11 protein-coding genes are annotated in these 13,286 nt (G+C 66.3%); 8 read left to right on the top strand and 3 right to left on the bottom strand.

Annotation, left to right across the window (positions count from 1 at the left end; genetic code table 11):
• Positions 1 to 1,538, bottom strand: a 1,538-nt coding sequence (locus tag ACN0T5_RS19760; RefSeq protein WP_417770332.1) for an acyl-CoA carboxylase subunit beta, incomplete at its 3' end; no start/stop codon positions are given.
• Between the two features lie 283 nt (positions 1,539 to 1,821).
• Here ACN0T5_RS19760 and ACN0T5_RS19755 point away from each other — a divergent pair.
• The 3 genes from ACN0T5_RS19755 to ACN0T5_RS19745 all read left to right on the top strand — a co-directional run bounded on the left by ACN0T5_RS19755 (position 1,822) and on the right by ACN0T5_RS19745 (position 5,648).
• A complete protein-coding gene (locus ACN0T5_RS19755; RefSeq protein ID WP_417770331.1) occupies positions 1,822 to 2,997 on the top strand; it encodes an acyl-CoA dehydrogenase family protein in 1,176 nt (391 codons plus the stop codon).
• Between the two features lie 106 nt (positions 2,998 to 3,103).
• Positions 3,104 to 3,712 carry a TetR/AcrR family transcriptional regulator gene (locus ACN0T5_RS19750; protein ID WP_417770330.1) on the top strand — a complete coding sequence of 203 codons (609 nt, stop codon included), beginning with the start codon at positions 3,104 to 3,106 and terminating at the stop codon, positions 3,710 to 3,712.
• Between the two features lie 103 nt (positions 3,713 to 3,815).
• Positions 3,816 to 5,648, top strand: coding sequence for a hypothetical protein (locus ACN0T5_RS19745; RefSeq protein ID WP_417770329.1), 1,833 nt, complete (start codon positions 3,816 to 3,818; stop codon positions 5,646 to 5,648).
• Here the strand turns inward: ACN0T5_RS19745 and ACN0T5_RS19740 are convergent.
• Positions 5,575 to 6,564, bottom strand: a complete 990-nt coding sequence (locus ACN0T5_RS19740) for a glycosyltransferase family A protein (protein WP_417770328.1) — start codon at positions 6,562 to 6,564, stop codon at positions 5,575 to 5,577. The two genes, ACN0T5_RS19745 and ACN0T5_RS19740, sit on opposite strands and share 74 nt — an antisense overlap.
• 252 nt (positions 6,565 to 6,816) lie before the next feature.
• On the opposite strand from ACN0T5_RS19740, the gene ACN0T5_RS19735 reads away from it, so the two are divergent.
• Positions 6,817 to 7,305 carry a hypothetical protein gene (locus ACN0T5_RS19735; RefSeq protein ID WP_417770327.1) on the top strand — a complete coding sequence of 163 codons (489 nt, stop codon included), beginning with the start codon at positions 6,817 to 6,819 and terminating at the stop codon, positions 7,303 to 7,305.
• Between the two features lie 92 nt (positions 7,306 to 7,397).
• Here ACN0T5_RS19735 and ACN0T5_RS19730 read toward each other — a convergent pair whose 3' ends face one another.
• Positions 7,398 to 7,973, bottom strand: a complete 576-nt coding sequence (locus ACN0T5_RS19730; RefSeq protein WP_417770326.1) for a DUF2585 domain-containing protein — start codon at positions 7,971 to 7,973, stop codon at positions 7,398 to 7,400.
• 188 nt (positions 7,974 to 8,161) lie between these two features.
• Between ACN0T5_RS19730 and ACN0T5_RS19725 the strand changes: the two genes are divergently transcribed.
• The 4 genes from ACN0T5_RS19725 to ACN0T5_RS19710 form a co-directional block, all read left to right on the top strand.
• Positions 8,162 to 9,805 carry a peptide chain release factor 3 gene (locus tag ACN0T5_RS19725; RefSeq protein ID WP_417770325.1) on the top strand — a complete coding sequence of 548 codons (1,644 nt, stop codon included), beginning with the start codon at positions 8,162 to 8,164 and terminating at the stop codon, positions 9,803 to 9,805.
• A gap of 265 nt (positions 9,806 to 10,070) precedes the next feature.
• Positions 10,071 to 10,517, top strand: coding sequence for an NUDIX hydrolase (locus tag ACN0T5_RS19720; RefSeq protein WP_417770324.1), 447 nt, complete (start codon positions 10,071 to 10,073; stop codon positions 10,515 to 10,517).
• A gap of 45 nt (positions 10,518 to 10,562) precedes the next feature.
• Positions 10,563 to 12,071 carry an inorganic phosphate transporter gene (locus tag ACN0T5_RS19715; RefSeq protein ID WP_417770323.1) on the top strand — a complete coding sequence of 503 codons (1,509 nt, stop codon included), beginning with the start codon at positions 10,563 to 10,565 and terminating at the stop codon, positions 12,069 to 12,071.
• 191 nt (positions 12,072 to 12,262) lie between these two features.
• Positions 12,263 to 13,286 (top strand): DUF2157 domain-containing protein (locus ACN0T5_RS19710; protein ID WP_417770322.1); only part of this gene is annotated, 1,024 nt, incomplete at its 3' end.

Raw genomic sequence — 13,286 nt, 5'->3', positions numbered from 1 at the left:
CCCAGCACGTCGCGGGTCTGGTCCGGCTCGATGATGCCGTCGTCCCAGAGCCTTGCGGTGGCGTAGTAGGGATCGGACTGTTCCTCGAACTGGGCCCGCGTCCGGCGGTCCAGTTCGGCGATATCCGCCTCACTCGCCGCGCTCTTCAGGCTGGCGCGGCGCAACTCCGTGACGACGGTCGAGGCGACGTCCGGGCTCATCGTGGCGATGCGTGCGTTCGGCCAGGAGAAAAGGAAGCGCGGACGGAAGCCGCGCCCGCACATGCCGTAATTTCCCGCGCCGTAGGAGCCGCCGACGATCACCGTCAGTTTCGGCACGCGTGCGTTGGAGACCGCATAGACGAGCTTGGCGGAATGCTTGGCGATGCCGCCGCGCTCCGCTGCCGTGCCGACCATGAAGCCGGTGATGTTCTGCAGGAAGAGCAGCGGGATCTGTCGCTGGTCGCACAATTCGATGAAATGGGCGCCTTTCAGCGAGCTTTCGGAAAACAGCGCCCCGTCATTGGCAAGGATCCCGATCGGATAGCGGTGGCCATGGGCAAAGCCCGCGATCAGCGTCGCGCCGTAGTCGGGCTTGAACTCCGAAAGCTGCGAGCCGTCGACCATCGAGCGGATCAGCGCGCGCATGTCGGCGGGACGCTTCAGGTCCACCGGAGCATGGTCGGACGGGGCGCCGAAGGCGGCCAGGGGCGGTGTGCCGACCTGCTTCGGCGGCGCGATCCGGCGGCCTTCGCCGAGATGGGCGACGATCTCGCGCAGCTTGCGAAGGGCGCTCTCCTCGTCGGGCGCGACATGGTCGCTGACGCCGGAGATGCTTGTGTGCATGTCGGCGCCGCCCAGTGTCTCGCCGTCGACGGTCTCGTTGATCGCCGCCTTGACGATGGGCGGTCCGCCAAGGTGGATGCGGCCCGTGCCGCGCACCATGATCACCTGGTCGCTGAGCGCCGGAATATAGGCCCCGCCCGCCGTGCAGCCGCCGAAGACGACGGAAATCTGCGGCAGCCCTTGCGCCGACATCTGGCATTGCCGCCAGAAGGCGCCGCCGAAATGGTCCTTGTCGGGAAACACCCGGTCCTGCTCGGGCAGGAAGGCACCGCCGCAATCGACCAGATAGATCGTCGGGAGGCGGTTCTCGTGGGCGATTTCCTGGGCGCGAGCATGCTTGCGCACCGTCTCCGCGAAGAACGAGCCGCCCTTCACCGTCGCGTCATTGGCGATGATCATGCAAGGCCGGTCGTGGATCAGGCCGATACCGGTGACGATGCCGGCACCCGGGACCTCACCGCCGTAAAGCCCGTCAGCGGCGAGCGGCGAGAACTCCAGGAAGGCAGTGCCGGGATCGAGGGCGAATTCGATGCGCTCGCGCACGAACCACTTGCCGCGTTCGGCGTGGCGGGCGCGGAACTTCTCGCCGCCCCCTTGCGAGGCGGCGGCGTGCTTCGTCCGCAAGGTCTCGACCAGTTTTCCGATTGCTGATGTCTCGGTTGCGGATGGCTCGGTTGTCTGCGTTTCGGTCCTGGGCGTCTCGATATCGGGCATGGCGCGCCTCCCTTGCCGCAATCCGGTTTGACGTTCTGTCTAACGTTCGTTAGAAATTAAGTCAAACGGCGGGTGCTGGCCGCGTGCCGGTCGCATTGCGGTCTGGCCAGGACGGGTGCCGGCCCGGAACTGGTTCGGAATGGGTCCGGGATTGGACTGGAGTTAGACCGGAGCGCAAGCCGGCGCGCCGGGCAACCAAACCGGAGCTGCTGCGGGGCCGGGCGGGATCGTCGCGACAAAACGGAAGCAGGCCGGAAACCGGCCAGGCGGGAGGGCAGGAAACATGAAGGCAACGCTCGGTTTCGACGCGACAACGGCCAGCAGCTTCTTCTTCGAGGAGGAGCACCACATGCTGCGCGCACAGGTGCGCCGCTTCGTCGAGGAAGAGATCAAGCCGCATGCCGGCCAGTGGGAGAAGGACGGCCTCACCCCGCGTGCCGTTCTGCGCAAGATGGGCGATCTCGGCTTCTTCGGCATCCGTTATCCGGCCGAATATGGCGGCTCGGGCATGGATGAGCGGGCGACGGTGGTGCTCGCCGAGGAGCTCGGCCGCTCCACCTATGCGGGCGTTGCGATCACCGCGCTGGTCCATACCGACATGGCTTCGGTCCATGTCTTCAACGCCGGCAGTGCGGCGCAGAAGGCGCGCTACCTGCCTGGCGTGATTTCCGGCGACCTCATCACGGCGGTTGCGGTGACCGAGCCGGATGCCGGTTCCGACGTGAAGGGCATCCGGACCACGGCGCGGCGTGAGGGCGATCACTATTTGCTCAACGGTTCCAAGATGTTCATCACCAATGGCGTCCATGCGGATCTTTATTGCGTGGCGGCCAAGACCGATGCGGCCGGTCCGGCCAGCCAGTCGGTGACCATGTTCCTGGTGGAGAAGAACACGCCCGGCCTCCGTGTTTCGCGCGCCCTCGACAAGCATGGCTGGCGCAGTTCCGACACGGCCGAGCTGGCCTTCACCGATGCGCGCGTGCCGGCAGACGCCGTGCTGGGCGAGGAGGGCCGCGGGTTCTACGCCATCATGAAGAACTTCCAGAACGAGCGCCTTGTCCTTGGCGCCATGTCGATGGGCGAGGCGCAGGCGGCGATCGAACTGACCGTGGATCATGTCCGCGACCGCAAGGCGTTCGGCGCTCCCTTGTGGGAAAAACAGGTGGTTCGCCAGCGGCTTGCCGAGCTTGCGACTCGGGTCGAGGCCGGGCGGCAGATGATCTATGCAACGGCGGCCCGCGCCGCCGCAGGCGAGGACCTCGTGCGCGAGGTGTCGATGATCAAGTCCTATTGCGGCGAACTGGTCAACGAGGTCATGTATGCCTGCGTCCAGTTCCACGGCGGCATGGGGTTCATGAGCGAGAGCACGATCGAGCGCATGGCGCGCGATGCCCGGGTCCAGTCGATCGGCGGCGGCGCCACCGAGGTGATGCTGGAAGAGGTCGCCAAACGCATGTAGGAGACGACCGGGTCGCCGGGCCGGGGGCGTCCTTTCGACAAGTCTCGTGCAATCTCGACAAGTTTTGCGCCGGATTTTCGAAAAATTGTCACATGGGATATTCGAATTGATCGAAGCAATATCGACCCGCAGGCCGAGGAAGGCGCAGGTGGCGCGCCGCGAGATCCTGACGGTCGCCGCCCGGATGATGCGCGAGCGCGGCTATGCCGAGATGTCGCTGCGCGATCTGGCGGCCGAGGTCGGCATGAAGGCCGGCAGCCTCTATTACCACTTTGCCTCGAAGGAGGAGCTGGCCTGCGAGGTGATGCGGGCCGGTGTCGAGATCGTCTCCGAGGCGGTGACGCAAGAGCTGAACGAGGCCGGGGATATCCCGCCGAGGGACCGGCTGGTGACGGCGCTGCGTATCCACCTTGAGACCCTGCAATCGGCGAGCGATTTCGCCTCCGCCCATATCCGCTGCTATCCCTTCGTTCCCCCGGCCGTGCAGGCGGAGCTGAAAGAGGTGCGCCGCGCCTATGACAGGGTCTGGAGCATCATCATCCGCGCCTATCTGGGCCCAGGAGCCGACGCCAACCGGGTGCGCTACCTGCGCCATGTGCTGATCGGTGCGCTGAACTGGTCGCTGGAATGGTTCGACCCCGAAAGGGACGATGTCGCCGGCTATGTCGAAACGCTCGCGGGGCTGTTGCCGGCGGAACCCGGCGGTTCCGCCTGAACCTGCGCTGGCCGGCGCTTGCATCGCGGCGCATGGTCGGACATGAACGGACGAGCCACCCCGACGTTTCCGGCCGTCCGGCCGCCACGAGGCGCTGTCCTGCATGTCGCTCACCATCGTCACCGCCGCCGATGCAACCTTCGCCCGCACGCTGGCGCAATTCCTGAAAAGCGTCGGGCGGCACGGCATCGGGACGACCGCGCGCATCGCCGTCTACGACCTCGGGCTCGACCCGGCGGAGCGTGCAAGCCTTGCGGCCCGCTTTGCCTTCGCCGAGTTCCTGCCCTTCAGCCTGGTCCCCTATCCGGCGCATGTGGCGCCGAAGGCTGGCACCTATGCCTGGAAGCCGCTGGTCATCGCCGATGCGGCCGAGCGCTTCGGCGGCAGGCTCTTCTGGTTCGACAGCGCGACGCTCTTTCACGGTCCGCTCAATGAGCCGCTCGCCGAGCTTGACCGCTTCTGTGTCTACACGCTTTCGGGCCAGTCGAACCTTGCCGGGCGCTGCGCCGCCGAAATCCGCGACAGGCTCAAGGTGGAGCCCGAATTCCTCGACCGGCAAATCCGCGTCGGCGGGGTTCTCGGCCTCGATCTCGCCCGGCCCGCTGCCCGCGCGTTGCTGATCGACTGGGCGGAACTGGCGCTCGACCCGGCCGTCTTCATCCCGGCGCGGTCCGACCACAGTCACAATGCCGACCAGGCGATCCTCTCCATCCTGCTGTTCCGGGCGCAAAAGCGCGGCGATCTCACCCTCAACGAGGGCGACATCGACATCAGCTCGCCCCGGCCGGTGCGCTGGATGTCGTCCCGCAACAAGATAGATGCCACACGCCCGGCCTGGACCGATCCGCTGCAACGCTTGTGGTATCGCGCCTACAAGGCGGGAGACCGGCTCAATCTGCGCTGGCAGGATTTTTATCGCCGCCGGATCCTGGGCCTGCACCGCTTTCCCAAGGAGCATTTTCGCACCTATGTGATGCGTGCCGGCGATGCGCTTCCCACACCCGTGCCAACACCGAGCTTGAGCTACTATGCCGATCCCTTCCTGTGGCAGCGCGAGGGGCGGACCTGGCTTTTCGCCGAGGAGTTCGAATATGCCGAGCAGCGCGGCCGGCTGGTGGCGATGGAACTCGGCAAGGACCTGCGGCCGGGACCTGCCGTTCCGGTTCTGCCGATCCGCGAGCATGCGAGCTTTCCGTTCCTCTTCGAGGCCGAGGGCAGGCTCTACATGCTGCCGGAGACCTGCGCGATGGGCGCACTCGACCTCTATGAGTGCGAACGCTTTCCGGACAAATGGCGCCGGGTGCGCCGCATCTTCGAGGGGCGCGACGCGGTCGACAGCCTGCTCTTCCGGCAGGGCGGCTGGTGGCGGCTCGTGACCTGCGAAAAGCCTGCCGGCGCGGAGGGAGCCCGCCGGCTTGCCGCCTATCGCTCCCGCGAGCTCTTGTCGGGCGCCTTCGAGCCGCTGCCGGTCAATGACGAGAAGATCTTCGCCGACGGGCAGCATGGCTTCGGCCGGGGGGCGGGGAGTGTCTTCGCCGACGGCGAGGGCCTGTTGCGGGTGATGCAGAAGAACACGGACTATTACGGCCAGGGAACCGAGGCGCGGCGCATGACCGGGCTCGCGACGGGCGACTACCGCGAGACGCCGCTGGGCGAGGGACATCCGCTGGCCGACCTGCTGCGCCTTGCCTCTCCGCATCACGTTTCGATGGCGGGCGACACGATCGCCTTCGACCTGCGCACCCGGCTCGGCTTCGTCTCGGGCCTGCCCTGGATCGGGCGCCGGCTCAACCGGATCGACCCGGCTGCAAAACGCTTTCTCGCCGGCGACCCGGACGTGCTGGCCGGGATCGCCGAGGCTGTCAGCCGGCTGGCGGGCGCGATCCGTCCGGTCGATGGCCGCCCACCGTCCAGCGTTCGGCGAGATGGCGAATGACGATGGTGTTGTTGCGCGTTTCCGGCGTGCCCTCGCCGCGATTGACAAGGCCAAGGCTCGACGCCTTGTAGAAGGACTTCCGGCTGATCATCTGGAAGCCGGCGCGCCTTGCCGGGACCGCGTATTTCGGCGCGGCGCAGAAGCCGGAGATCCAGACGTCGTCGACGAAGAAGGCCGCCTCCGGCGCATCGCGATGAGCAAGCATCGCCTCCATTTCGGGGAAGAAACGCGGTCGCACGAGATAGCCGGAAAACCCTTGCAGGATGTCGATCGGGACAGGCCTGCGGATGCGCCGGGCGCGAATGGGGGTCGGCGGCAACATGAAGAGATTGGAGCGCAGCGTCGTCGGCCGGTCGGTAAAATCGTCCGGCACCACCCAGCCGGACAGGCCGAGGGCCGCGTCCGGATCCGCCTCGGCGTGGGCGGCAAGGTTTTCGAGAAAGTCCGGCGGATAGATCCGGTCGTCGTCGACGACGACAATGGCCGTGTCTTCCGGCACGCGCGTCAGCGTCGGGAAGAGTTTCGTCGCCGGGCCGAAATCGTTGCACCGCACGATGGTGACGGTGGCAAGCCCCGTGAGCCAGTCCGGGATCTCGTAGCCGCAATTTTCCCGGCGCGAGTGTTCCGGGACGTTGAGGCGGATTTCCGCCGGCGGCAGCGTCTGGTCGAGCAGGCTCTTGATCGTCATGGCGATATGGCCGATCCGGCTCGGGATCGTCGTCAGTGTCACCAGGGGCCCGCGCCCCGCCGCCGCCTGCGCCTTCCGGTCCAGCCCGGCAATGTCACGCCGCGCCAGACGGCGGGTGCGAATGAGGTCGGCGACCAGCGTCTCGCCCTCGAAGAAGTCGTGCACGGCAACCGCTGTCGCGGCGCAACCACCGAGCGCGGCAAGGGCGAGCGGACAGGCGAGGGACATGGCGGCCTTTCGTGCGGGGCGGGTGGAGCAGGTCGGGGTTGGGAGATTGCCGCCCGGCCGCACACTGTCAAGCGGAGTTGCGTGGTTGAGTGTTTCGGTGAAGTGCAACTCTATCGTTTCAAAAAAAATCGGAACAGCCTAGTCTGGCCGTAACGTAGGCGGCCTTGTAGCAAGACAGGATCGGCCCCGCTGGCAGTTGTTGATTACGGTCCGGATTGAACCCGGATTGAACAAAATGAATCTGAGAAGGGCGTGAATATGAAGCTTGTTTCTTTGCCGGGGTCAGGGGCGCGATATCGAGCGATAATGCCGAGTAACGGAGATGCATTTTATTCAGTTCTGGGGGCATCGACACGCAATAGGGACGAATTTGGGGATGACTCTCTGAGCAAGTTCGAGGTGCAAGTTCGAGATCTCGGGACTGTTTACAATGCGCTGGTGAATGAAGGTTTTGATTGGACCTTCGCGCATTTTGAAGATCCGGAGGATATAAAGCGAATAAGGGCGTCTCTTTCTAAGGCCGGTATGAGCAGATACTTGGATATGTTCGACAGAGCGTATACATTATTTTGCACATACAGTAGTAATTATAACAAGGGGCCAACTCTGAATATTGGGAAGGAAGCCGCAATTTCCTTGATGGGAGAGTTTGAATCAGAGAACTATAAAAACAATGAGGCAGACAAATTTCTTGATCAGGCAAACAAATACTGTATTGAAAGCTATGACTGGGCAGGATGATCGTGTTGGGTTTGGCGCGGTTGGGCAGTATTTGTTGAGCGATCAAAGTTCGGGCGAGGCTTTGGGGTGATGCGGTCTCCAAGCCTGCTTGCTTAACCGCCGAGCCCCTGCTGCCAGTCTCGGATGGCGTCGATCGGCCAGACCAGCATGATCACGTTGAGGGTGAGATTGTCGCGGATGACGATGGCCGTGCCGATCTCCATGACGAGTGCCAGCGCGACGGTGAGCGCGACCGGCAGGCGCAGCGCCAGCCAGAAGCCGAACAGCATCCAGCCGATATCGGCGACGGAGTTGATGACGCTGTCGCCGGTATAGCCGACGGCGATGGTCGCCTCGCGGTAGCGGTCGATGATCCAGGGACTGTTCTCGAGAAGCTCCCAGGCCGCCTCGATGACGATGGCGCCGACCGCCCGCCAGCCGAGCGACAGCTGCGGCGTTGCCAGATGGAACAGCCCGTAGAACAGCATGCCGTGGATGATGTGCGAGGGCACGTACCAGTCGGCCAGGTGCTGCGAGTTGTCGGCGGAGACGACGTCGCCGGTCCACAGCTTGATCTCGCCGCAGGTGCAGATCGGCACGCGGCCCATGGCAAGCAGGATGACGGCGGTGAGGGCGATCAGCACGAGCCCGGTCACGATGGGTGCGAGGGTACGGCGGGAGAGGGGCATGCGGCGGGGTCTCGGCCTGCTCATTGGCGGGAAGGGCGGTCGGAAGGTCCAGCTATGGTCGGGAAAGCCGCCATGCGCAAGGCGCACTGGAATTTGCCCGTGCAAACGACTAGACCTTGCGCCAACCCTCGCGCGGACGGCAATCGTCCGGCGCCAGCGAATTCCAGACCGAACTCCAGGGAGCGGCCATGAGCCTCACCGACACCCGCACCGATGCAGGGGCGACCAATGGCGCCGGGACCGCGCCGTCGCATCTGACCCGGCGCACCTTCGCCATCATCTCGCATCCGGATGCGGGCAAGACGACGCTGACGGAAAAGCTGCTGCTGTCGGGCGGCGCCATCCGCGCCGCCGGCCAGGTGCGCGCGCGCGGCGAGCGTCGCCGGGCCCGCTCGGACTGGATGAAGATCGAGCAGGAACGCGGCATCTCGGTCTCGTCCTCGGTGATGACCTTCGAGCGCGACGGGATCACCTTCAACCTGCTCGACACGCCGGGCCACGAGGACTTTTCCGAGGACACCTACCGCACCCTGACGGCGGTGGATGCGGCGATCATGGTCATCGACGCGGCCAAGGGCATCGAGACCCAGACCCGCAAGCTGTTCGAGGTCTGCCGCCTGCGCGACATCCCGATCATCACCTTCATCAACAAGATCGACCGGGAAGGCCGCCATCCGCTGGAGGCGCTGGACGAGATCCAGGAGGCGCTGGCCCTCGACGTGACGCCGATGACCTGGCCGGTGGGCATGGGCTCGGATTTCTTCGGCGTCTACGACTGGCAGAGAAAGACGTTCCTGACCTCCTCGGAAGGGCGCGGCCAGCGGCTCGACACCGAGCGCCAGGTGAGCGGTGTCGATGATCCGTATCTGGTCGAGACGCTGTTTCCCAACGTGCTGGCCGAGCTTGAGGAGAATGTCGAACTGGGCGCGGAGGCTTATCCGGCCTTCGACCGCGAGGCCTTTCTGGAAGGGCACATGACGCCGGTCTTCTTCGGCTCGGCGCTGCGCGACTACGGCGTCGAGGAGATCATCCGGTTCATCGCCAGCTCCGGCCCCGCGCCCCACGCCCAGCCGGCGACGACGCGGGTGATCCGCCCGGAGGAGCCGAAGGTCACCGGCTTCGTCTTCAAGGTGCAGGCCAACATGGACCCCAAGCACCGCGACCGCATCGCCTTCGTGCGCCTGTGCTCGGGCGTCTTCAAGCGCGGCATGAAGCTGAAGCATGTGCGCGCCGGCAAGACCATTGCCGTTTCCGCGCCGATCTTCTTCTTCGCCGAGGAGCGCGAACTGGCAGAGACCGCCTATCCCGGCGACGTGATCGGCGTGCCCAACCACGGCCAACTGCGCGTCGGCGACACGTTGAGCGAGGGCGAGGAGATCCACGTCACCGGCCTGCCGGCCTTCGCCCCGGAAGTGTTGCGGCGCGTGCGCCTGTCCGACACGATGCGCGTCAAGCAGATGCGCCAGGGCCTGATGGATCTGGCCGAGGAGGGGCTTGTGCAGATCTTCAAGCCGCAGATCGGCTCCAACTGGATCGTCGGCGTTGTCGGCGTGCTGCAGCTCGACGTGGTCGTCGACCGGCTGCGAAACGAATATGCGACCGAGATCGGATTCGACCCGGTGCCCTACAACACCGCGCGCTGGGTCGAGTGCGACGACGAGACGGCCTTGCGCAAGTTTCTGGAGACGAGCCGCATGAGCGTTGCCCAGGACCGCGACGACCGGCCTGTTTACCTTTTCAAGAATGCATGGGAGGTAAACTATGTCGGAGAAAAGAATCCGGAGATCCGTTTCCGCGAAACCCGCGAAATCGTTCACACGCCGGAAGCCTGAGGCCCCGGCGTCGAAGTAACGGCAGCGTCCTGCCAAGCGGTGGATGGTGCCGTTTGATGGCGCGGGAAAAGCGTAATTTGTGCGCCTTTTTGTTGCAATGCTGTGCAATGTTCCCTATCTATAAATCATGCCGTTATTTTGGCGGCTTTTACGATTCTGATTGATCCAACAACGGGTAACCCGAAACAGAAAGTGTCTCGCCGTGGCTTTGGTCGCCCCAGAAAACCTTCGGGCAGGTTCGCGCATCGGTGATGCGATCGAAACCATGCGCCAGTGGCTTGGCGCCAAGCCGGCGGCCGTTCAGGTCGCGGCCCTGCCCTGGCGCCGCGACGGCGAGGGGCGGCTGGAGATTCTGCTGGCGACGAGTCGCGACACCGGCCGCTGGGTGCTGCCCAAGGGGTGGCCGCAAAAGGGCCGCTCGCTCAGCGAGACGGCGGCACGCGAGGCCTGGGAAGAGGCGGGGCTCGTGGGCGATATCGGAACCGATCCGCTTGGCAGCTTCTTCTACCGCAAGGTGCTCGACAACGGGCTGCGCCGCCGGGTGCGGGTGCAGGTGTTTCCGCTTGCCGTGCGCTCCGTCGACGATGACTGGCCGGAGAAGGGCCAGCGACGGTTCGGCTGGTTCGCCCCGCAAGAGGCGGCGAGCAACGTGCTGGAGCCGGAACTTTCCGAGCTCCTGCGCAACGCGCGGTTGCTGGACCGCCTGCGGTGATCGCGGTGTCGCCAAACCGTTACGCGACTGGCGCAGCATAGAGCCATGAGCGAACGGGTGTCCCGACAATCCAGATCGACGATCGACAAGGATCTCGACAAGCTGACCTACGTGGAGGAAGCGACCACCTATCTGTCGCGCTCCTACGTCACGCTCGGCTTCGGGTTCCTGTTCCTTGTCGTCACGGCCTGTGTCGCCGCCCTGTTCTTCGCCGACAGCTCCCACTGGCTGCTGCTGACGGCGGCGCTCGTGCTCGGCGGCTACATGGCGCTCAATATCGGCGCCAACGATGTCGCCAACAACATGGGCCCGGCGGTCGGCGGCCGCGTGCTCACCATGGGCAGCGCGCTGGTGCTCGCCGCCCTGTGCGAAAGCGCGGGGGCGCTGCTCGCCGGCTCCGAGGTGGTGACGACCATTTCCTCGCGGATTGTCGATCTCGACAGCTTCGCCCGCCCGGCCGATTTTCCGCTCGCCATGCTCGCCGCCCTTGTCGCGGCCGCCCTGTGGATCAACCTGGCGACCGTCATCGGCGCGCCGGTTTCCACCACCCATTCGGTGGTTGGCGGCGTGCTCGGCGCCGGTGTCGCCTCGGCCGGCATTGCCGCGCTCGACGGGGGCGTCATCGCGGCGATCGCCGCCAGCTGGGTGGTCTCGCCGCTGCTTGGCGCGTTTGCCGCCGCCGGCTGCCTGGCCTTGATCAAGAGCCGGATCATGTATCGCGACGACAAGATCGCCGCCGCCCGGCGCTGGCTGCCGGTGCTGTTTGCGCTGCTGGCAGGAACCTTCACGCTCTATCTGGTCATGATCGGCCTGCCGCCGGCCCGCTCGCCGGGTGCCCTCGGCAGCCTTGCCATTGGCGGGGCCGCCGCGCTCGGCGCCTATCTGCTCGCCGTGCCGTCCGTCGCACGGGCCGCGCAAGGACTGGAAAACCGCAACAGCTCGCTGCGTCAGCTCTTCCGCGTGCCGCTGATCGCGGCCGCCGCGATCCTCTCCTTCGCCCACGGCGCCAACGATGTGGCCAACGCGGTCGGCCCGGTCGCCGCCATCTTCTCCGCCCTCGACCAGGAAAACTGGAGCTATACGGGGCAGGACTTCCTGCTGCCCGTGCTGGTGGTGGGAGCGCTCGGCATCTCGCTCGGCCTGCTGCTGTTCGGGCCGCGGCTGATCCGCATGGTCGGCGAGCGGATCACCCGGCTGAACCCGATCCGCGCCTTCTGCGTGCTGCTGGCAACGGCGGCCACCGTGCTGCTGGCCAGCGCGCTGGGGCTGCCCGTCTCCTCCACCCATATTGCCGTCGGGGCCGTGTTCGGTGTCGGCTTCTACCGCGAATGGTACACGAACCGCATCCGCACCCGCCGCATCCTGGACCGGATCGACGATGTCGCGGTGCCCATTGCCGGCAACTGGCCCCAGTCCGAGCCGGCCGACCTGCGCCGCCGCAAGCTGGTGCGCCGCGCCCATGTGCTGACCATCGTCAGCGCCTGGGTGGTGACCGTGCCGGCGGCCGCGCTGCTCGCCGCGATTGTCTGGGCGGGCTTCTCGCTGGTGCGCTGACGCCGCCGCGCTGACGCCGCCGCGCCGCTCCGGGCTGTGGAGGAGGCGGACGGGCGCCGCAATTTGGTCCCCATTCCCCGTCACGTCCCCCCGGGAGCCTTGTTGTGGGGCCCTGGAAGATTGACTTTCACCAGCGCAGGGCGGTCTTCTCGGGCTCGCGCACGGCGCGGCGCATGCATGCAAGGCGGGGAATGATGGACCGGTCGCACTACCGAAAGCTGCTGGAAGCGGATCTGGCCCGCTGGCTCGAAAAGGGCTGGATCGGCACGGAGGGCGCGAGCCATATCCGCGCCGAACTGGCATCCGCGCCGCGGGCGACAAGCCGGCTTCCGGCGCTCTTTGCCGGCATCGGCACGATCTGCCTGGCGCTTGCCGTCGCCGCCTTCGTCGCCGCCAACTGGGAGGCGATCCCGCGCCCCGTGAAACTTGGCGGCATCGCCGTCCTGCTGCTTGGCGCGCACGGTTTCGCCGCCGCGATGGCCGCGCGCGGCCGGACCGGCACGGCCGATCTTGCGACCATGTTCGCAACGCTCGTCTTCGTCAGCGGCATGTCGCTGGTCGGCCAGATGTATCACCTGCCGGTCGACTGGGCCGGCGGCGCGCTGCTGGTGGCCATCGGCGCGCTCGCCGCCGCATGGATCTGCGGCTCGCGCGCCTCGCTGGTCGCCGGCGCCGTCGCGGCGATCACCTGGCTTGCCTTCATCGCGGATCCGCCCCGGCCGACGCTGCCGGACACGGCCATCGCGCTGGCGCTGCTGGCGCTGACGGCCGGCCATGTGCTGCGCCGCACCTCGCTGGCCGGGCGCTGGATCGTGCTGCTGCAGGCAACCGGTGTCTATGGCTGGCTGCTGGCCGGGGCGCTGGAGGAGCATCTCTCGCTCTCCGCCAGCAATCTGGAATTTTCCGCCCTCTTCGCCCTTGCGGCCTTCGGCGCGGCCCTTGCCGTGTGGGGACAGGCGCTGTCAACCGGCGAGGGCGGCCTTGCCCGCTTCGCCGGCACGGCGATGGACTACGGCATGCTGGCAATGGTCGGCTGCGTGCTGCTGGCGCTGATGCTCGGCTTTTCCGGTGTGCTGGACGCGGGCATCGGCAGCGGTTTCGCCGGCGTCTGGCCGCTGATGCTGGCCGTCCTTGCCACGATGGCCGGGCTCGCCTGGCAGGCGATGCGCATGCCGAACGCGCGCCCCTTCCAGATGGTTGCGGTCGCCGTTGCCC

The sequence above is a fragment of the Stappia sp. genome (assembly GCF_048261845.1).
In the GTDB taxonomy this organism is placed as follows: domain Bacteria; phylum Pseudomonadota; class Alphaproteobacteria; order Rhizobiales; family Stappiaceae; genus Stappia.
Note: the sequence above shows the minus strand (reverse complement) of the source record. Positions and strands in the feature narration are given on the sequence as shown.